Here is a 19,961-nt window from a genome sequence, read left to right as displayed (position 1 = left end):
CCGGCGGATGTGACGGACCGCGACGACGACGGCGTCGATATCAACCTGGCGAGCTACTACTTCGAGAAGTACGACATCGGCTACATCATGGGCATGCTGGCCCATGAGATCGGCCTGCACCCCCTCGCCTCACGGAGGACGGACATCCCCGTGGAGGAGTCGATGTTCGAGGCGGTCCCGCTCCCGGTGCCGGGCCTGTCGGAACTGAAGACGCCACGCACCATGAGCACGGAAGGTGCGGGGCAGGCCGACCACATCATGGCCGCCTTCACCAGCAGCACCCGCCATGGGATCTATCGGGACATCGTCCTGAGCATGGCGCATGATCTGGCGGAGGAGGCTCGGGTGGGGAGGAAGGCGCCAGGGCCAAGGACGTCACGGACCTGATCGACTGCTACTTGATGGACCTGGCCACGATCGCCGTCACCAACGACAACCGTAAGAGTGCGGCTTGGGAACCCCGTAATACTTCGAGGGTCTACAACGCGTACAAGGAGATGTTCGCAGCCAAGTTGCCGGAGGACAGCCCGGTGAGGCCGCTCCTCCCTGCGGACAAGGGCATGTTCGGCGTCACCAACAACTTCCTCGGCCTGGGGACGAGCTTCACCTTCAACAACCAGGGCGACAGCATCCAGTCCGTCAGCCCGCGGTTGCCTCGGCCCGACGAAGCCACGGTGCCGCCGCCCAGTACACCGCAGCCGCGCGGCCTCCGTGACAACCGTCCGCGTTTCGTGGTGCGGTCGGGCTTCGACGCACGGCGGTTCACCTTCGACGGCGGGCCGGTCACGGACCTCACGGTCCGGGTCGCGATGCGTGGCATGGAGAAGCAGGTCGCGCACGTCCGTGATCAACTCGACGCGGGCGTACGCGAGTTCCTGAACGATCCGGCGTATCGCCTGCCGAACGGCGACCGGCTGAATGTGACGGTGGAGTACGTCGACCCCTCCGAGAACCCGCACTTGACGGTGGACCTGGCGGGCGGGGACCGGGCGATGGACCAGAACACCTGGTGGGCAGATGCCGATCCGGTGCACATGGTCCACGAACTGACCCATCAGCTCGGTCTGCGTGACGAGTACCGTGACGCCGACTCCCCGCACCGCCCGCACATCCCCGGCAGCCTCCTCGGCGACCTGAACGCAAGCCCCGAGGACACCTCCCTCGACGCTTCCGGTCTACGCGGCCGGCACCTGGAACTGCTTGGCGCCCTCATCGGGGCCGTGACCTCACCTGCTGAGCATCACCCGGAGCAGTCCTGGGACGATGCCCGCGCGGCCACCACACCGGTCCCGCGCGCGTCCGTCTGGGTCGACCCGGTCTCCCTGCCCCAACCGGCCGACCATTCCGAGCCCACGACCACAGAAGTCCCTGCCCGCATGCCGGCGGACCCGAACACGACGCCCACCGCCGCCGAGCCGACCCTCGTCCCCTTCAAGTCGGGGAACTTCGAGTTCACCAACCTGAAGCTCACGGACGACAGGTATCGCGACAAGGCCGTCCGCATCATCGAGTTGCTGCGCAAGCACGCGACCATCCGGAGCTACATCGACGATCGTCCGTGCCGTATCACCCTGCTGGTGCGGACCACGGAGACGCCGGCCAATGTGCGGGACCGGGGCGCGGACGGCGTCGACATCGAGCTCGCCAGCTACTACTTCGAGAAGTACGACATCGGCTACGTGATGGGCATGCTCTCCCATGAGATCGGTCTGCATCCGCTGGCCTCCCAGAACACGGGCATTCCCGACGAGGAACTGATGTTCCGGGGAGTGCCGCTGGCGGTGCCCGGACTGTCCGATCTCAAGACGCCGCGCACCATGAACACGGAGGGCGCCGGGCAGGCCGACCACATCATGGCCGCCTTCCCCAGCAGCACCCGGCACCGGACGTACCGCGAGATCGTCGTGGAGATGGGCCAGGTACTCGCGCGGGACGCGGCGAACGGGGACGACGACGCGAAGTCCAAGGACGTCACGGACCTGTTCGACTGCTACCTCATGGACCTCGCCTCGATCGCGGTCACCAACGACCACCGGATGAACGCGGCGACCGAGCCCGGCTACACGGCGAGGGTCTACAACGCCTACAAGGAGATGCTCCGAGCCCAGCTGTCACAGGACGCCGCTCTCCCGGCCCTCCTGCCGTCCGACAAGAGCCTCTTCGGCGTGATCAACGATTTCCGGCGCATCGGCACCCACATCGCGATCAGCAACCGAGGCGACAGCATCCAGCAGCCCCTTGCGACCTGAGCCGCACCCGGTGCGCGGCGAAAGCGACCTGCGTCAGCCGCACTGGACGAACACCGTGATCAAGAACTCGCAACACACGCGCTGACCAGCTTGTGAGGACCGCCGGACCGCACCGTGGCACAGTGGCCGTATGTGCGGACGCTATGCCTCCAGCCGCAGTCCCCAGGACCTCGCTCAGCTGTTCCAGGTGGTCGAGTGGCATCCGGAGGAAACCCTCGCGCCCAGTTGGAACGTGGCCCCGACCGACGAGGTCTGGGCCGTCCTCGAGCGCACACCGCGCGGCGCCGACGAGGACGAGACCGTACGGCGCCGGCTGCGGCCGCTGCGGTGGGGGCTGGTGCCCTCGTGGGCGAAGGACACCAAGATCGGCGCGAGGCTGATCAACGCGCGAGTGGAGACCGTGCACGAGAAGCCCGCCTTCCGCCGCGCGTTCGTCAAACGCCGCTGCCTGCTGCCGGCCGACGGCTTCTTCGAGTGGGACGAGGTGAAGGACAAGAAGTCGGGCAAGGTCCGCAAGCAGCCCTACTTCATCCATCCGGAGGACGGGCAGGTCCTGGCCCTCGCCGGACTGTACGAGTTCTGGCGCGACCCGGAGATCAAGGATTCCGACGACCCTGCCGCCTGGCTGCTGACCTGCACCATCATCACCACCGAGGCCACCGACGCGGCCGGCCGCATCCACCCCCGCATGCCCCTCGCCCTCACCCCCGAGCACTACGACGCCTGGCTGGACCCGCACCACCAGGACACCGACGACCTCCGCGCTCTGCTCGCCCCGCCGGCGGACGGCCACCTGGACGTCCGCCCCGTCTCCCCGGCCGTCAACAGCGTCCGCAACAACGGCCCTCAGCTCCTGGACGAGGTCCCCGCTCCCTGACCCCGAAGGTGAGTTCTGGGTAAGGGTTGCCCGGTCGGACGCCCGCCGGACGCTTTTGATATCCGTTTTCATCTAGCGTGGGCCCGAAGCCGGGACGGATGGAGCTCGGCGGACCATTCGCCATGCCCCGGAGGGTTCATGCTTGCGTCCTCGTACCGTCGTCTTCCGCTTGTGTCGCTGACAGCCGGCACATGCCTGATCCTCCTTGCGGGCTGCGGCAGCTCGCAGGATTCCGGAAGCGGCACCGACGCCGCGCAGGGTCCCGCTGCTGCGTCCGTCGTCCCGGTGGTGGCTTCGACGAACGTCTACGGGGATGTCGCGGAGCGAATAGGCGGCGCAAAGGTGCAGGTCACCGCGATCATCAGCGACCCCGACCAGGACCCGCACTCCTACGAGGCCAACACGCAGAACCAGCTGGCGCTGTCCAAGGCGAAGGTCGTGATCGAGAACGGCGGCGGCTACGACGACTTCGTCGACCGCATGCTGAAGACCGGCGGCTCGTCCGCCGAGGTGGTCAACGCGGTCAAGGTCTCCGGGAAGACCGCCCCGGCGGGCCGGGAGCTCAACGAGCATGTCTGGTACGACTTCCGCACGGTCGCGAGGCTCGCCGACCGCATTGCCGCCGCCCTGGCCAAGGCCGACCCGGCCGACACCGCGACCTTCACCAGAAACGCCAAGAGCTTCCAGGCGAAGCTGAAGCCCCTGGAGCAGAAGGAAGCCCGGATCAAGGCCGGGCACGGCGGCGAGCGCGTGGCCATCACCGAACCGGTGCCGCTGTACATGATCGAGGCCGCCGGGCTGGAGAACGCGACGCCCGAGGAGTTCAGCGAGGCCATCGAAGAAGGTGGCGACGTCTCCGCGAGGACCCTGCAGCAGATGCTGGCGCTGTTCACCGGCAAGAAGGTCGAGGCGCTGGTCTACAACGAGCAGACCTCCGGCCCGCAGACCGAGAAGGCCGAGCAGGCGGCCAGGGCCGCTGGAATCCCTGTCGTCCCCGTGACCGAGACCCTGCCCCACGGCAAGGACTACCTCGGCTGGATGACCGCCAATGTCGACGCGCTCGCGCGCGCGCTGGGCAAGTGACGCGATCCACCGTGGCCGACGGCGACGCCGCGCTGATCAGCCTGCGCGGAGCGGCTCTGTCCTACGGCGAGCACGTGGTGTGGCAAGGCCTCGATCTCGATGTGCGGCCGGGTGAGTTCCTGGCCGTGCTCGGCCCCAACGGGGCGGGCAAGACCAGCTTCGTCCGCGCCCTTCTGGGCCAACGGCAACTGTCCGCCGGTACGTTGACGGTGCTCGGCGGCCCGCCCCGCCACGGCGGCCGCCACATCGGCTACGTACCGCAGCAGGCGACCCTGTCCGCCCACGCCATGCTGCGCGCCCGGGACCTGGTCCGTTTCGGCATCGACGGACACGGCTTCGGGCCCCGGCTGCGCACGGGCGCCGTACGCCGTCGCGTGGACGAGGTCCTCGCCGCGGTCGGTGCCGCCGCGTACGCGGATGTCCCCGTCGGTCTGCTCTCCGGCGGCGAACGGCAGCGCGTACGCATCGGGCAGGCGCTGGTGACCGACCCGCGGATCCTGCTCTGCGACGAGCCGCTGCTCTCCCTGGACCTGCACCATCAACGGGCCGTCACGGGACTGGTGGACGCCCGGCGCCGCTCCCACGGCACCGCCGTGGTGTTCGTGACTCACGAGATCAACCCGGTACTGGGTCTGGTGGACCGCGTTCTCTACCTTGCCCGCGGCGGTCACCGCATCGGCACCCCCGACGAGGTGCTGACGTCCGAGGCGCTGTCGCGGCTGTACGGCACCCAGGTCGACGTCATCCGCGTCCGGGACCGCGTCACGGTCGTCGCCGTATCCGACGAGGTGGCGCAGCCGCCGCATCACCCCGAACTGCCGCACGGAGCAAGGGCATGACCATCGCCGACGGGATCTGGCAGCAGGTCTTCAACTTCGACCACTACGGCGAACTGCTCGCCCTGGTCCGCAACTCCCTCGTCGCCGGCGCCGCCCTCGGTCTGGTCGGCGGTCTGGCGGGGGTGTTCGTGATCATGCGGGACCTGCCGTTCGCGGTGCACGGGATCAGTGAGCTGTCCTTCGCCGGTGCCTCGGCCGCGCTGCTGCTGGGTGTGAACATCGTGGCCGGCTCGATCGTGGGCTCGCTCGTCGCCGCCGGGGCGATCGGACTGCTCGGCTCCCGTGCCCGGGACCGCAACTCCGTGATCGGCGTCATCATGCCGTTCGGCCTCGGGCTCGGCGTGCTCTTCCTCGCCCTCTACAAGGGCCGGGCGGCGAACAAGTTCGGCCTCCTCACCGGGCAGATCGTCGCCGTCGACACCCCGCAGATGTCCTGGCTGCTCGGCACGTCGGCGGTGGTGCTCGTGGCCCTGGCGGTGATGTGGCGCCCGCTCGCCTTCGCCAGCGCCGACCCGGAGGTGGCCGAGGCGCGGGGCGTGCCCGTACGGGCGCTGTCGTTCGCCTTCATGATCGTGCTGGGCCTCGCGGTCGCCCTGTCCGTGCAGATCGTCGGCGCGCTGCTGGTCCTCACGCTCGTCGTCACACCGGCGGCCGCCGCTGCCCGGCTCACGGCCTCACCGGTGCTGCTGCCCCTCCTGGGCGTGGTGTTCGCGGTGGCCTCCATCGAGGGCGGAATCCTGCTGGCCCTGGGCAGCAGCGTCCCCATCAGCCCGTACGTCACCACGATCTCGTTCGCGATCTACCTCGGGTGCAGGCTGCTGGGCCGCCGTCGGAAGACCGTCCGAAAGGAGAAGCCCTTCCGGGAAGAACCCCGCCCGACATGAAGACATGAAGGGGTGTTCATCTATTCCTGTATCGTGAGCGCATGACTTCGACGCTCACCCCGCCGTCGGCCGAGCGGGCCGGTTCCGCGCGTGCCGAAGGCGTGCCGCGGCGGCGTACCCGGCTCCTCGCGCTGCCCGAGGTCCGCTGGGCTGTCGCGGCCACCGCGCTGTTCCTGCTCGCGCTGCCCCTGCAACTCACCGGAGCGCCCGCCTGGACGTGGGGCCCGCTCTACGCGCTGTCGTACGCGACCGGCGGCTGGGAGCCGGGCTGGGAGGGGCTCAAGGCACTCAAGGCGAGGACCCTCGACGTCGATCTGCTGATGGTCGTCGCCGCGCTCGGCGCCGCCTCGATCGGGCAGCTGATGGACGGCGCGCTGCTGATCGTCATCTTCGCGACCTCGGGCGCGCTGGAGGCCCTCGCCACCGCCCGCACCGCCGACTCCGTGCGCGGACTGCTCGACCTGGCCCCTGCCACGGCCACCCGGATCGCCCCCGACGGCACCGAACAGACCGTCGCCGTCGAGGAGTTGACGGTGGACGACACCGTCCTCGTACGGCCCGGCGAGCGCGTCGGAGCCGACGGCCGGGTGCTGGACGGCGCCAGCGAGGTGGACCAGGCGAGCATCACCGGCGAACCGCTCCCCGCGCCGAAGCAGCCGGGCGACGAAGTGTTCGCGGGCACCCTCAACGGCACCGGGGCGCTGCGCGTCCGGGTCGAACGCGACGCCTCCGACTCCGTGATCGCCCGGATCGTACGGATGGTGGAAGAGGCGTCCGAGACGAAGGCACCCACCCAGCTGTTCATCGAGAAGGTCGAACAGCGCTACTCGCTGGGCATGGTCGCCGCGACGCTCGCCGTGTTCTCGGTCCCGCTCGCGTTCGGCGAGGAGTTCTCCGAGGCGCTGCTGCGGGCCATGACCTTCATGATCGTCGCCTCGCCCTGTGCGGTGGTCCTGGCCACCATGCCGCCCCTGCTGTCGGCGATCGCCAACGCCGGCCGGCACGGTGTGCTGGTGAAGTCGGCGGTGGTGATGGAACGCCTCGGCCAGGTCGACGCCGTCGCGCTGGACAAGACCGGCACGCTCACCGAGGGCACACCGCGCGTCGTCGACGTACGGCCCCTGCCGGGATCGGCGCTCGACGAGGACGCGTTGTTGACGCTCGCCGCGGCCGCCGAGCACCCCAGCGAACACCCGCTGGCACGGGCCGTTTTGGACGCGGCGCGTGAGCGGCGCCTCCAACTGCCTGACGTACGGGACTTCATGTCCGCGCCCGGGGTCGGGGTGAAGGCCGTGATCGCGAACGGCCGGACCGTCGAAGTGGGCGCCCCGGCCCGCCTGCTCGACGACGGTGACGGTGCCGACGACGCGAGCCCGGTCACCGCGTTTGCCGAAGAACTCCAGCAGTCCGGCTGCACCGCCGTCCTCGTGATCGTCGACGGCACCCCGGCCGGGGTGCTCGGCATCGCGGACCGGCTGCGCCCCGACGCCGCCGCCACCGTCGCGTCCCTCACCGCACTCACCGGCGCCGCCCCGACCCTGCTCACCGGCGACAACCCCCGGGCCGCCGCCCACCTGGCCGCCGAGGCCGGTATCGAGGATGTGCGCGCGGGGCTGCTGCCGCAGGACAAGATGGCCGCGGTCAAGGAGATGGAGGCCGCGGGCCGCAAGGTGATGGTCGTCGGGGACGGCGTCAACGACGCACCCGCCCTGGCCGCCGCCCACATCGGCGTCGCCATGGGCCGCGCGGGCTCGGACCTCGCCCTGGAGACCGCCGACACGGTGATCGTCCGCGACGAACTGGCCGCCGTCCCCACCACCGTCGCCCTCTCCCGCCGGGCCCGGACACTGGTCGTGCAGAACCTCGTCGTCGCCGGGGTGTTCATCGCGGGCCTCGTCACCTGGGACCTGGTCGGCACGCTCCCGCTGCCGCTCGGCGTCGCGGGCCACGAGGGCTCCACGGTCCTCGTCGGCCTGAACGGACTGCGCCTGCTGCGGGACGCGGCATGGCAGCGGGCGGCGGCAGACGGGGCTGCTTGACGGGACCTGTTGCTCAAGGGCCGTACGCACTGTCGGCCCTTTGCGCGAGGGCCGTTAACCCGCCCTGCCGGACTCTGGGCGGGCCAACGGCCCCTTTCGCGCTGCTCCTTCCGGACTGCTCCTCGAGGTCAGTCGCAGCGGCCCGTCGGCCGAGCGCGGGTCACGACATCGGTGGTGCCGGTCGTCGAGTCCAGCCACACCAGCCGGCTGCCGCCGACCGCGGCCGCGGACGACTGCTCGCCGCGGTTGCAGGAGACGCGGCCCTTGCGGGTCGCCGGATCATCGGGCGCGCCGGCCGCGGCGAACTGGTAGAGCTTGGGCGCCGATTCGTTGCTGAGCGGGGCGCCGGCCAGGTAGCTGCCGACCGTCACCCTGTCCTCGGAGACCGTCAGGTCGTAGGCGTTCAGGGCGTTCGGCCCCGACTCCGGGCTCAGGTCCACCACGCCGGAACCGTCGAGCGCCGCGCGGCGCAGTGCCCTCGTTCCGTCCGTGGCGCCGTCGTCGAGGAGCCAGAAAACGTGCGTGCCGTTGATGGCCGTCGGGCCGAGACTCGTGCCGTCCGTCGTCGATTGGACCGCGGTGTTCTCACCGGTCGCGACGTCGATGACCCGGGTGCTCACCGCGTACTCGGCGCGCACCCGCCGCCTCTCCTGGTAGGCGACCTTGCCGTGGCTCACCGACGGTGCCCACGCACGGTAGTAGGTGCCCCCGCCGATCGTCTCGACGTTCGCCGGATCCTTGATGCTCAGATAGGCCACGGCCCGGCGCCCGCCGTAGGTGACGTAGTCGAAGGCCACGAGGTCGCCGTCGACGGCCACCGAACTGCCGGGGGTCCGGCCGTGCCAGAGCTTCTTGACGGGTCCGCCCGCGAGCGGCCTGGCCAGGACGTCGACGCCATCGGCGCCGTACGCCTGCCACACCACGGTCTTTCCGTCGGTGGCCGGATTCACGTGGTACCGGCCGTCGTTGGGGCTCATCAGCTTGAGCGGGCCCTCACCGTCGGCGCGCCCGGCCCACACCGAGTACGGCTCCGTGCCGTCCTCGTCGGACTTGGACGCCGCCCACCAGCCGCCGCCCCCGCCCACGTGCGAGTTGCTGGTGTTGATCCGGTCGAGGAGGACGTCGGCGTCCAGGCCGAGGGCCGACTCCCAGCCGGGCACTATGCCGTGGGCGGTGAAGGCGCGCTGCAGACTCTTGCGGCCCGCCGCCGGGATCGCGAGGTCCTGGGCGGCGGCGAGCACGGCGGCCCGTGCCTCGGTGAAGCCGTCGAGCGGCGTGAGGTACTCGGTCAGCGCCCGGTAGACGATCTTGTCCATCGTCTCGGCGCCCAGGTCCTCACGGGCCTCCCACAGCGCGCCGCCGATGATGGTCGAGTTGAGGTGGACGCCGCCGCTGTCGGTGGCGAAGCCGACGCCGAGGAACGACTTGGCCGTGGTGCGTCCGTCTCCCAGGTCGCGCAGCGCGCACTCCCGCGGGGACTTGGTCCGGCAGAGCCGCTCGCCCAGGAGGCCCGAGTCGGGGTCCGTCGCGGGGATGCCGTACACGTCCGCCTCGATGGCGTTGCCGAAGTAGTCGGCGACGGCCTCGTTCAGGGCGCCGGACTGGCCCGCGTAGACGAGGTTCGCGGAATGCTCGATCACGCCGTGCGTCATCTCGTGGCCGACCACGTCCATGGCCGCGGAGAGCGGGCGGTACTCGGCGTCGCCGCTGCCGTACACCATCTTCTGCCCGTCCCAGAAGGCGTTGACGTACGGCTGCCCGTAACTGGTCACGCCCACCAGCGAGTTGATGGTCATGCCCCGGCCGTCGAGGCTGTCGCGGCCGTGCTTGCCCTTGAAGTAGTCGTAGACCTGCCCGGCGGCCCAGTGGGCGTCCACGGCGCCCGAATCGGTGGCCTCGGAGCCGAAAGCGGGCGTCGGCGAGCCGAACTCCTGGATGCCCTCGGGCCACACCCCGCCGACGTCGGTGTACCACTTGCCCCGCGCATCCCAGGTCGACAGGACGTTCTCGGAGTCGCCGGCGGGTATGCGGGAGCGGTCGCGCAGGACGTACAGGCCACGGTTGTCGTCGCGGTCGATGTCGAGGTCGACGGTGGTGCCGTCGAGCCGGACGCCGGTGCCCTTCTCAGGGGCGAGCGCGTGCCGTTGGCGCCTGTCGGCCGCGGACTGGCCGGCTGTTGCGCGAGGCGTGCCGAACGTCTTGATACCGCTGTACTGAAGGACCGGATACCCGGCGCGTGCGTCGACGTAGACCTCGCGGCGCACGGGCGCACCGGTCGTCGGGTCGGTGCCGTGCACGGTGACGTGCCGGGTGAGGACGCCTGCCCCGGCGGGCAGTACGACGAGGCCACGCGCGGTGCCTTCGAGCGGGCGTTCCTCCTCGGCCCCCTCGCGCGGTGGCGTCGCGGCGAAGTTCCTCTCGCCGAGCTCGGTGAGGACGGCGTCGATGGCGCGCTCGACGGCGAGTGCCTCGCCGACCTCGGGCGTCGTGCCGGTGCTCAGCTCGGTGAAGTACTTGCCCGAGGTTCCCGTGACGACCCGCTCGCCGCCCTGCCGCTGCATACGGACGACGTACTGGCCGCCCAGGACGGGCACCCCCCGGTGCCGCTGCTGGAGCCGGACGGTCTCGCGGCCGTCGGCGGCGGTGGTGGTCCCGGCGGGCACCAGATCGCGGCTCGCGTCCGGGATCCGGTACCGGCCCTGCCTGCCGTCCAGATAGGCGCGGGCCGCCGCTGCGGCACTGCCGGTGGCAGGGGCCTGCTCCCGGATGCCCCGTACCAGCGCCGGGGTCTGTGTCTCCTGCCCCGGGATCATCTGCGCCGGGCTCGGCGGCGGTGCCGTCGCCTCCGTCTCGGCGTCGGCCGGCGCCGCCGAGACGACGAGTGCGACGACGCTCAACAGCGCCGCCGCACCCGGTAATCCGATCGGTTGTGCCCGGTGACCGCCTCGGCGGCCGCCGGCTCTTCCGGTGGCTTTTCTGGGGTGACGCACGCTACGCACGGTCTCCCGACCCCCCTCGCTCGCGGTGCCGGGAGCACAGTGCCGCCCGGCCAGGGGTCATCGAAGCGGCGATGTTCCGTTCGATCAACGGGGCGGGTGTGCCCACAGGTGACTTCCGGCCGTAGTCGGGGGTGGGTACGGCTGCCCGTCAGCGCGTCGGCGCGGGCGCGGGGCCATGACGATCACCCCCCCGTCCGCGCCCTCGGCGGACAGCCGGTCCTCGGCTCGACGACCGTGGCCGGCTCGGCCGTGTCCAGTGCGATCGAGCTCAGCAGATGACCGGCCTCCTGGGCCGCAGTGTTGATCGCGGTCAGGGTGGCGGCGGGCCCGTAGCGGGCCGCGTCGAACGAGATCACGCCGAGCATCCGGGTCCTGCCGCCGGGGTCCTGCCGCCGACCGGCTACGGGCACTGCGGCTCGGCCAGTAGCCCAGCGTCCGCATGGAGACTGGACTGTCAGTACAGTGCTTGGACGTGTAGTCTAGAGAGCGGTTTGGAGGATCGGGAGCCGGCGAGCTCATGCGGCAGAGGAGTGTGCGATGACGGCCGAGCAGGCGCTCGAAGCGGAGCGGGACGCGATCGTGGCCGCGCTGAAGCCGGTCGTCGACGGGCTCGTGGCGACGTTCGGGCCGATGTGCGAGGTGGTCCTGCACGACTACCGGCGGCCGGAGAAGTCCGTGGTCGCCGTGGCCGGTTCGGTGACCGGGCGGGCCGTGGGCGGGGCGATGAGCGAGATCGGCATGCGGGTCGTCGCGCGCGGCGACGGTGCGGGCGACGACCTCAACTACGTGACCCGCACGCGGAACGGCAAGCTGGTCAAGGCGTCCACCATGGTGCTGCGGGACTCCACGGGCGCCGTGTTCGGTGCCCTCTGCGTCAACCTGGACGTCACCGCAGTCAACGACGCCCACGCCCTGCTGGGAGCTCTCGCCGGCATCGGCGCAACCACGGCCGACGTACCGGTCACGACCTTCGGCAACGACATCGACTCCGTCGTCGACGCCATTCTCGACGCCCACCAGCTCCGGCAGAACGGCAGCTGGGCCGGTCTCGAACGCGCCCAGCGCCTGGAGCTGTTCCGCGGCCTGGACGAGCGGGGCGTCTTCGCCGTGCGGCGCGCGATCGAACAGGTCGCGGCACGCCTCGGCATCTCCCGCGCGTCCGCCTACAGCTACCTGTCGCAGGCGCGCACCGAGGCCGGGACGGCGACGGACGAGGCCGCCACCGACACGACACCCTCAGGAGGACACGCGTGACGACCGCCACCCCACCGGTCACCCTCGACGACGTCCGCGACGCTGCCGCCCGGCTCAAAGGCGTCGCACACCGCACCCCGGTGCTGCGCTCGCGCACGCTCGACGAACTCGTCGGCGCGGAGGTCTTCCTCAAGTGCGAGAACTTCCAGCGGGTCGGCGCCTTCAAGTTCCGCGGCGCCTACAACGCGGCCTCCCGTCTGACGCCGGAGCAGTTGGAGCGTGGCATCGCCGCATACTCCTCCGGGAACCACGCGCAGGCCGTCGCCCTCGCCGCCCGCGAACTCGGCACCACCGCGGTGATCGTCATGCCCGACGACGCCCCGCCGTCGAAGCGTGCGGCGACCGTCGGCTACGGCGCCGAGATCGTCACCTACGACCGCTACACCGGCGACCGGGTCGCGATCGCCGAGGCCCTCGCCGCCGAGCGCGGCCTCGCCGTCATCCCGCCGTACGAGCACACGCACATCATGGCCGGGCAGGGCACGGCGGCCCTCGAACTCCTCGAAGAAGTGGGGGAGTTGGGTGCGCTGCTCACGCCCGTCGGCGGCGGTGGGCTCATCGCCGGCAGCTCCACGGTGGCCAAGGGGCTGTACCCGGACATCCGGATGATCGGCGTGGAGCCGGAGGCCGGGGACGACACCAAGCGATCCCTGGAGGCGGGGCGGCGCATCAGCATCCCGGTACCTCACACCATCGCCGACGGCCAGGCCCTGCACACCCCCGGCGCACTCACCTTCTCCGTCAACCGACGGCTCGTCGACGCGATCGCGTTGGTCAGCGACGACGAGATCAGGGACGCGATGCGGTTCGCCTTCGAACGCCTGAAGATCGTCGTCGAACCGAGCGGCGCCACCCCGCTGGCGGCCCTGCTCACCGGCCGGGCAGGCGTGCTGCCGCGCCGGGTCGGCGTGATCATCTCCGGGGGCAACGTCGATGCCGAGCGCTTTGCCGAGCTCTGTGGGGCGGGGGTCTGAGCGGGAGTACCCCCGAATGGCGGCCCCGGATGGCCGGGCGGACGATGGTGTGGTAGGGGGCCGGCCGTCGACGGCGGTGCGCAGGGTTCGCCGGGGAGGCCGGCCGCGGTCGCGGTCAGACGCGGCCGGAAGGGAGCCCATCATGTTGGAAGTGAAGCCCATCGACAAGCCGGATGAGCGGCGCGATTTCCCCCGCGGTCACCTCGAAGCCGTCCACATGACGGATCTCGACTTCGCCGTCGCGACCTTCGAGCCCGGCTGGCGCTGGACCGAGTCCGTGGCCGCCATCGCGGGTACCGACACCTGTCAGATGCACCACAACTGCTATGTGGTTCAAGGCCGCATGCACATCCGCATGGACGAAGGCGGCGAGAGCGAGGTCGGCCCCGGCGACGTCTTCGTCTGCTCGCCCGGACACGACGCCTGGGTCGTGGGCGACGAGCAGGTCGTGGTCTACGACTTCCAGGGGCAGACGGCCAGGGAGTACGCGAAGCAGAAGTAGCTCCCGGCGCCGGCCCCTCACCCGGCACGTCAGACGGTGACAACTATCTTCGCGCGCGCGTGCTTCGCCTCCATGTACCGGATCGCCTCGGCCGCCTCGCTCAGCGGATACGTCCGCTCGACGACCGGGGCGATCTTGCCGGAATCGGCGAGTTCGCGGAGCGCCGCCAGGTTGACCCTGCTCTGCCGGGCCGAGATCTCGAGCAACTGCTGCGGGCGCGCGAAGGGCGCCGCCAGCCGCCGCTTGAGGAAGAGCGCCATGGGGCCGACGACGCTGCCGCCCTCGTACACCCCGCCGCCGGACAGAATGAGCGTCCCGGTGGGCGTCAGCACGCGCCGGAACTCCCCGAGCGAGCGATTGCCGACGAGGTCAAGCACCACGTCGTACCGCTGCTCGCCCTGGGTGAAGTCCTCCTGCGTGTAGTCGACGACCCGGTCGGCGCCGAGTGAGCGGACCAGGTCCACGTTCCTCGTGCTGCACACGGCCGTCACCTCCGCCCCGTAGGCCTTGCCGAGTTGCACGGCGAACGTGCCCACCCCGCCCGACGCCCCGTTCACCAGGACCGTCTGGCCCGGCTGCACCCGGGCGACGTCGCGCAGGCCGATCAGGGCGGTGTTCCCCGCCAGCGGTATCGCCGCCGCCTGCTCGAAGGTGAGGTTGGCCGGCTTCGGGCCGACCTCGCTGTCCCGCGCGCACACGTACTCCGCGAATGCGCCGTCGGCTTCCCCGTACACCTCGTCGCCCGGCTTGAGTCCCGTGACCCCGGCGCCCACCGCCTCCACCGTGCCTGCGAAGTCCCGGCCCCGCACGCGCGCCTTGGGCCGGCGCAGGCCCATCATGCCGCGGCCGATCAAGGGATCCCCGCGCATGAAGTGCCAGTCGTAGGCGTTGACCGAGGCCGCGTGCACCCGCACCAGCACCTCGTCGGTGGCCGGCACCGGCCTGTCGATGTCCCGGAACTCCAGCACGTCCGCCGAGCCGTACCGGTCCTGAATCACTGCCTTCATGGGATCCCCCTCCATCTCTGGCGAGCCTACGGACGGCCGTCGGAAGCGGATATCGGGGATGAACCCTGATTTTCTCAGGGTCGCCCCCGGCCTTGCCCGGATGAAACCGATCGGTTTACGCTGGGACCCGCAGATGGAAACCGATCGGTTTCTGCGTGTCGAGAGAGCCTGGAGAGTCCCATGACCGCCATCGAAGGTTCCGTCGCCCTGGTCACCGGCGGCAGCCGCGGCATCGGCCGTGCCCTGGTCACAGCCCTGTACGAGCGGGGCGCGAGGAAGGTGTACGCCACCGCCCGCGACCCGCGCACCGTCACCCACCCCGACGCCGTGCCGCTCGCCCTGGAGGTGACCGACCCCGCGTCCGTCGCGGCGGCGGCCGAGCAGGCGCAGGACGTCACCCTGCTGATCAACAACGCGGGCGCGTCGGTCAACGCGAACTTCCTCGACTCTCCCGTCGAGGACGTCCGCCGTGAGTTCGAGACCAACTTCTACGGCCCCCTCCTGGTCACGCGGGCCTTCGTGCCCGTCCTCGAACGCAACGGCGGCGGGCACATCCTGAACGTCCACTCCGTGCTGTCGTGGATCGGTCTCGCCGGTTCCTACAGCGCGTCCAAGGCCGCCTTCTGGTCCCAGACCAACTCACTGCGCCTGGACCTGAAGCCGCGCGGCATCGAGGTCACGGGCCTGCACGTCGGATACGTCGACACTGACCTGACCGTCGGCATCGACGCGCCCAAGTCCACGGCCGAGAGTGTCGCCGCACAGGCCCTCGACGGGATCGCGTCGGGCGCCCTCGAGGTCCTGGCCGACGACATCTCGCGGCAGGTCAAGGCGGGCCTGGCGGCCGACCCGGCCACTCTGTACCCGCAGCTCGCAGCCTGATCCCCGCCCTGATCACACCGGCAGCAGGCGCGCCACCAGCGCGCTGAGCTGCCGGGCGGTACGGCACTCGTGCATCTCGACCAACTCCGCGTAGGCGGGCGCGGCGGAGTCGCCCGTGCCCCAGCGTGAGCGCTGCTCCGGGTTCAGCCAGTAGACGCGACGGGCCCGTTCGGAGATCTGCCGTACGGCGGGCAGGTTCGGGTCGCTCTGGTTGGTGCGGGCGTCACCGAGGACGAACACGGTCGTGCGATGGCCGACCGTGTCGCCGTACCGCTCCGCGAACTCGCCCAGCGCCATGCCGTAGTCGCTGCTGCCGTGATAGCCCGTGAGCGTGGCCTCCGCCCCGATGCGAGTGCTGAGCCCCTCCGGGTCGGCGGTCCCGCGCTGGAGCAGACCGGTCACCTCGTCGATCCGGTTGACGAAGGCGAACACACGCACCTTGCTGAACTGGTCGTGCAGCGCCTGAACCAGCAGCATCGTGAAGTCCGAGAAGCCCGACACCGACCCCGACACATCGCACAGCAGCACCAGTTCGGGGCGGACGGGCCGGCGCCGGCGCAGCACCGGCTTCATCGGCACGCCACCCGTCGACAGCGAACCGCGCAGGGTCCGCCGAAGATCGATGCTGCCCCGTGAAGCGCGACGACGGCGTGCCGCGAGCCGGGTCGCGAGCTTGCGGGCGAGTGGCTGAACGGCCCTGCGCAGCTCGGCCAGTTGAGCCTTCCCGGCGAAGAGGAAGTCGACCCGGTCGGCGGTCGGAGCCACCGCCCGCCGGGCGATCTCGTCCCGTCCGCGCCGCTCCGCGACCCGGCGCCGCGCCTCCGCGGCCACCAGTGCCCGGAACGCCTCGATGCGCTGCCGGATCTCGTCCTCCAGCAGCCGGTCCGTGAACCCCGGACTCCCGCCCTGCCCACGGACGGTGTCGCGGACACGGGCCAGCAGGGTCTGCGGGCGCAGCCGTTCCAGCGTCTGGTACGACGACCAGCCGTCCGACTCCGGCGAGGAGCCGTAACCACCGAAACCGTCGACCGCCTCGGCCGCCAGCCGGCCCATCAGGGCCTGGTCGTCGGCGGCCAGGGCCGTCACCAGGCGGTCGCGCAGGTCGTCCCGCCCTGCCGCCCTCTGCTCGGGCGCGCCGACACCACGCGGGAAGTAGAGGTCGAAGACCGGGTCGAACACCGGCCGTTGCCCGTTTCCGTGCAACAGCGTCGCCGCCAGACCCTCGCGCAGCAGCTCCCGGTCCGCAAGGCCGAGGACCTCCATCGCCCGCCCCGCGTCGACCGTCTCGCCGGTGCCGATCCGGACACCGTGCGCGCGCAGCGCCGAGACGAGGGACGTCAGCCGTTCCGCGACGCCCGCGGGCGTGGTCACAGGGCGTCCAGATCGAGCTTGGCGGTCGCCTTGAGGACGTCGTCCTGGTGCTTGAGGAGCACGCCGAGGCTGGCCTGCACGACGGTCTCGTCCAGCGTGTCGGCGCCCAGCGCCAGCAGGGTGCGCGCCCAGTCGATGGTCTCGGCGACCGACGGCACCTTGCGCAGGTCCATCGCCCGCAGCGCGCCCACGACCCGGACGACGGAGCGGGCCAGCGTCTCGTCGAGCCCCGGCACCTTCAGCCGTACGATCCTGCGCTCCAGCTCCTCGTCCGGGAAGCCGATGTGGAGGAAGAGGCAACGGCGGCGCAGCGCCTCGGACAGTTCACGGCTGGCGTTGGACGTGAGGACGACGAACGGGCGGCGCGTCGCGGTGATCGTGCCGAGTTCGGGGACGGTCACCTGGAAGTCGCTGAGCACCTCCAGCAGCAGGCCCTCCACCTCGACGTCCGCCTTGTCGGTCTCGTCGATCAGCAGGACCTTCGCCTCGTCGCCCCGGATGGCCGTCAGCAGTGGCCGCGTGAGGAGGAACTCCTCGCTGAAGATGTCCGTGCGCGCCTCGTCCCACGTCTCGTCGCGGCCCGCGCTGATGCGCAGCAGCTGCTTGGCGTGGTTCCACTCGTACAGCGCCCGGGACTCGTCGACGCCCTCGTAGCACTGCAGGCGCACGAGCCGCGCCCCGGCGACCTCGGCCACGGCCTTGGCGAGCTCCGTCTTGCCGACCCCGGCCGGGCCCTCCACCAGGAGCGGCTTGCCGAGGCGGTCGGCGAGGAAGACGGTCGTGGCGACCGCGGGCGAGGCGAGATAGCCGGTCTCGGCCAGACGTGCGGAGACGTCGTCGACGGATGTGAACAACGGGGCCTCCGGCTGGGTGGGAGATGTCTGTTCCGGTCACCTATCTGGTCCAGGCACTATCTAAGCGCTTGTTCACCTCCACTGTCACCTGTGATCCCGACGCCTTTCCGAGGCCTTCCTCACTGGATACCGATCGGTTTCCGTCCCGGCCCGGTGCGCGGTAGCCTCGGCGTATGGCCACGACAGACAAGGCGTCCACCAAGGACCGGCTCCTCGACGCGGCGTCCGAGCTCTTCTACCGCGACGGCGTCTCCGTCGGCGTCGAGGCACTGTGCCGGACCGCCGGGGTCTCGAAGCGGTCCATGTACCAGCTGTTCGCGAGCAAGGACGAGGTCCTCGCGGCGAGCCTGGCCCGACGCCTTCCGGCGTACGAGGCACTGCTGGCGCCCGGCTCGCAGGACGCGGGTACGCCCCGCGAGCGGATCCTTCATGTCTTCGAGCGGCTGGAGAAGGCGTCCACCGAACCCGACTACCGCGGCTGTCCCTACCTCGCGGCCCTGGTCGAGCTGAAGGATCCCGAGCATCCGGCGAGCGTGGTCGCGCGCGGTGCGAAGGACTGGATGCGGGGCTTCCTCCGTGCGCGTGCGCAGGAGGGCGGGGCGCGGGATCCTGAGCTGCTCGCCCGCCAGCTGATGCTGGTCTTCGACGGGGCCAGTGCCCGGGCGGGCGCGAAGGTCGAGGCGCTGGACGGGCTGGCCACCGCGACCGTGACCGCGCTGCTGGACGCGGCCGGCGTGGAGTGACACAGGGCGGCCGCCGTGCAGGGACACAAGAAGGGGCGGCCACCGCGGTGACCGCCTCTCGTCATACCTGATGTCCGGGTCGCACCCGGCGTCAAGACGCCACCGCGACCGCCCCCACAGCCGGCGTGCGCAGCATCCGCCGGGCCGTGGCCAGGCTCGTGCCCAGGGTCACCGTCGCCGCGACCGCGACCACGGCGACCGCCGTGCCGTAGGCCTGGCCCGGCAGCACCCCGTCGGTGCGGACCATCGTGAACGGGACGATCCCGGCCAGCGCGGCCACCATGCCGAGGAGGACTCCGGAGACGGTCAGGATCAGCGTCTCGGCGCCGACCGTGCCGAGCACCTGCCCCGGAGTCGCCCCCGCCAGGCGCTGCTGCCCGAACTCCCGGCCGCGGTAACTCGTCGCCGCGCACAGCGAGTTGACCAGCATCACGCACACGAAGACGACGATGATGCCGACGACCGTGAAGTTGAGCGTCTCCAGGTTCTTGGCGTCGACCGACTTCGTCAGACCAGAGGCCGCGACGGCGTCGCTCTCCACCGCCTGCATGGTGAGCGTGGCCGTGGCCACCGCCGTGAACAGGATCAGCGACACCAGGATCCCGGCCAGCTGACCGGCTCGCTCCCGCAGGTTCCGTACGGCCAGCCAGCCGCTCGCCCCGTTCAGCGGGAGCCGGTCCAGCACGCCCTCCAGGAGCTGCGGCGCCATCAGCGCGAAGCCCACCGACAGCAGGATCGCCCCGTAGGCAGGCGCCGCCATCAGAGCCGCGTCCGTCGCCGAGAACGCGAACGTGGAGGAGACGGCGACCGCCCCGGTGACCAGCGCGCCGTACGCGAGGAACTTCCGTGCCCCGCCCCGCCGTTGTGGTCCGCGCGTCGCCCGCCGTACGGCGAGGAAGGCGGCGCCCGCCGAAGCGAGCAGCGTGATGTCGATGCCCGACAGGAGCGCGATCGGACCGAAGGAGTGGTCCACGGACCCGGCGACCTGGCCGCTGTCCTGGAACACCTCCAGCAGCGCCCGGCCGCCCAGCATCGCCGGGCCGATCGCCAGCGCCGCGCCCACCAGGGCCACGACCACCGCCTCGCCGACGACCATCCGCTTGAGCTGCGCCGGCGTCGCCCCCGAGCAGCGCAGCAGCTCCAACTCGGCCGTACGCTGACGGACGTTGACCGTCAGGGCCGAGGCGACGGCGAAGAAGACCAGCAGGGTGCCGTAGCCACCGACGACGCCCGCCGCGGTGGACAGTGTCTCCGCGCTGGTCGAGTCGACGCCGTCCTGCCCGGCCGTGTCGTGCATCGAGTTGAAGGTCATGATGATCGCGGCGCCGAGAAACGCGGACAGCAGCGTGGCCAGGAACCGCCCGGGGCGGTGCCGTATCGACCGCATGGCCAGCATGAACATCG

16 protein-coding genes and 1 pseudogene are annotated in these 19,961 nt (G+C 71.0%); 11 read left to right on the top strand and 6 right to left on the bottom strand.

The window, feature by feature from the left end; translation table 11 throughout:
• Positions 1-401: 401 nt before the first annotated feature.
• The 6 genes from OHO27_RS03935 (at position 402) to OHO27_RS03910 (ending at position 7,971) form a co-directional block, all read left to right on the top strand.
• A complete protein-coding gene (locus tag OHO27_RS03935) occupies positions 402-2,249 on the top strand; it encodes a hypothetical protein (protein ID WP_328420323.1) in 1,848 nt (615 codons plus the stop codon).
• A 130-nt stretch (positions 2,250-2,379) separates the two neighbouring features.
• Entirely contained in the window at positions 2,380-3,126 is a 747-nt protein-coding gene (locus tag OHO27_RS03930) for an SOS response-associated peptidase (protein WP_328420321.1), read from the top strand.
• Positions 3,127-3,264: 138 nt separating this feature from the next.
• Positions 3,265-4,209 (top strand): metal ABC transporter solute-binding protein, Zn/Mn family, encoded by a 945-nt coding sequence (locus OHO27_RS03925; RefSeq protein ID WP_328420319.1) that lies wholly within the window; start codon positions 3,265-3,267, stop codon positions 4,207-4,209.
• Positions 4,206-5,048 (top strand): metal ABC transporter ATP-binding protein, encoded by an 843-nt coding sequence (locus OHO27_RS03920; protein WP_328420317.1) that lies wholly within the window; start codon positions 4,206-4,208, stop codon positions 5,046-5,048. The genes OHO27_RS03925 and OHO27_RS03920 overlap by 4 nt, the downstream gene beginning before the upstream one ends.
• Positions 5,045-5,932: a metal ABC transporter permease gene (locus OHO27_RS03915; RefSeq protein ID WP_328420315.1), complete on the top strand. Its 888-nt coding sequence runs from the start codon at positions 5,045-5,047 to the stop codon at positions 5,930-5,932. Before OHO27_RS03920 ends, OHO27_RS03915 begins: the two co-directional genes overlap by 4 nt.
• Positions 5,933-5,973: 41 nt before the next feature.
• A complete protein-coding gene (locus tag OHO27_RS03910; protein ID WP_328420313.1) occupies positions 5,974-7,971 on the top strand; it encodes a heavy metal translocating P-type ATPase in 1,998 nt (665 codons plus the stop codon).
• A 128-nt stretch (positions 7,972-8,099) separates the two neighbouring features.
• Here the strand turns inward: OHO27_RS03910 and OHO27_RS03905 are convergent, their stop codons facing one another.
• Both OHO27_RS03905 and OHO27_RS03900 read right to left on the bottom strand, forming a co-directional pair.
• On the bottom strand, positions 8,100-10,868 hold the full coding sequence (locus OHO27_RS03905; RefSeq protein ID WP_443059512.1) for a M4 family metallopeptidase: 2,769 nt from the start codon (positions 10,866-10,868) through the stop codon (positions 8,100-8,102).
• Positions 10,869-11,135: 267 nt separating this feature from the next.
• A pseudogene (locus OHO27_RS03900) lies at positions 11,136-11,414 on the bottom strand (LacI family transcriptional regulator); the annotation flags it as partial.
• Positions 11,415-11,507: 93 nt separating this feature from the next.
• On the opposite strand from OHO27_RS03900, the gene OHO27_RS03895 reads away from it, so the two are divergent.
• The 3 genes from OHO27_RS03895 (at position 11,508) to OHO27_RS03885 (ending at position 13,700) form a co-directional block, all read left to right on the top strand.
• The gene (locus tag OHO27_RS03895; RefSeq protein WP_328420311.1) at positions 11,508-12,224 is read left to right on the top strand and encodes a helix-turn-helix transcriptional regulator; all 717 of its coding nucleotides are present in this window, start codon (positions 11,508-11,510) and stop codon (positions 12,222-12,224) included.
• Positions 12,221-13,198, top strand: coding sequence for a pyridoxal-phosphate dependent enzyme (locus tag OHO27_RS03890; RefSeq protein WP_328420309.1), 978 nt, complete (start codon positions 12,221-12,223; stop codon positions 13,196-13,198). Before OHO27_RS03895 ends, OHO27_RS03890 begins: the two co-directional genes overlap by 4 nt.
• A gap of 142 nt (positions 13,199-13,340) precedes the next feature.
• The gene (locus tag OHO27_RS03885; protein WP_328420307.1) at positions 13,341-13,700 is read left to right on the top strand and encodes a cupin domain-containing protein; all 360 of its coding nucleotides are present in this window, start codon (positions 13,341-13,343) and stop codon (positions 13,698-13,700) included.
• 29 nt (positions 13,701-13,729) lie between these two features.
• Here the strand turns inward: OHO27_RS03885 and OHO27_RS03880 are convergent, their stop codons facing one another.
• Complete coding sequence (locus tag OHO27_RS03880) at positions 13,730-14,707, bottom strand: NAD(P)-dependent alcohol dehydrogenase (RefSeq protein ID WP_328420305.1); 978 nt, start codon at positions 14,705-14,707, stop codon at positions 13,730-13,732.
• 180 nt (positions 14,708-14,887) lie between these two features.
• Between OHO27_RS03880 and OHO27_RS03875 the strand changes: the two genes are divergently transcribed.
• The gene (locus OHO27_RS03875; protein ID WP_328420303.1) at positions 14,888-15,589 is read left to right on the top strand and encodes an SDR family oxidoreductase; all 702 of its coding nucleotides are present in this window, start codon (positions 14,888-14,890) and stop codon (positions 15,587-15,589) included.
• Between the two features lie 12 nt (positions 15,590-15,601).
• On the opposite strand, the gene OHO27_RS03870 is transcribed toward OHO27_RS03875, so the two are convergent.
• Together OHO27_RS03870 and OHO27_RS03865 are read right to left on the bottom strand one after the other, a co-directional pair.
• The gene (locus OHO27_RS03870; RefSeq protein ID WP_328420301.1) at positions 15,602-16,960 is read right to left on the bottom strand and encodes a vWA domain-containing protein; all 1,359 of its coding nucleotides are present in this window, start codon (positions 16,958-16,960) and stop codon (positions 15,602-15,604) included.
• Positions 16,957-17,814, bottom strand: a complete 858-nt coding sequence (locus OHO27_RS03865; protein WP_328420299.1) for an AAA family ATPase — start codon at positions 17,812-17,814, stop codon at positions 16,957-16,959. Before OHO27_RS03865 ends, OHO27_RS03870 begins: the two co-directional genes overlap by 4 nt.
• A gap of 173 nt (positions 17,815-17,987) precedes the next feature.
• Here OHO27_RS03865 and OHO27_RS03860 point away from each other — a divergent pair, with 173 nt between their 5' ends.
• Positions 17,988-18,557, top strand: a complete 570-nt coding sequence (locus OHO27_RS03860) for a TetR/AcrR family transcriptional regulator (protein ID WP_328420297.1) — start codon at positions 17,988-17,990, stop codon at positions 18,555-18,557.
• A gap of 91 nt (positions 18,558-18,648) precedes the next feature.
• On the opposite strand, the gene OHO27_RS03855 is transcribed toward OHO27_RS03860, so the two are convergent.
• Positions 18,649-19,959 (bottom strand): ABC transporter permease, encoded by a 1,311-nt coding sequence (locus tag OHO27_RS03855; protein ID WP_328420295.1) that lies wholly within the window; start codon positions 19,957-19,959, stop codon positions 18,649-18,651.
• Between the last annotated feature and the right edge of the window lie 2 nt (positions 19,960-19,961).

This window comes from Streptomyces sp. NBC_00443, assembly GCF_036014175.1.
Lineage (GTDB): Bacteria > Actinomycetota > Actinomycetes > Streptomycetales > Streptomycetaceae > Streptomyces.
The sequence above is the reverse complement of the archived record's forward strand: the minus strand, read 5'-3'. Positions and strand labels throughout refer to the sequence as shown.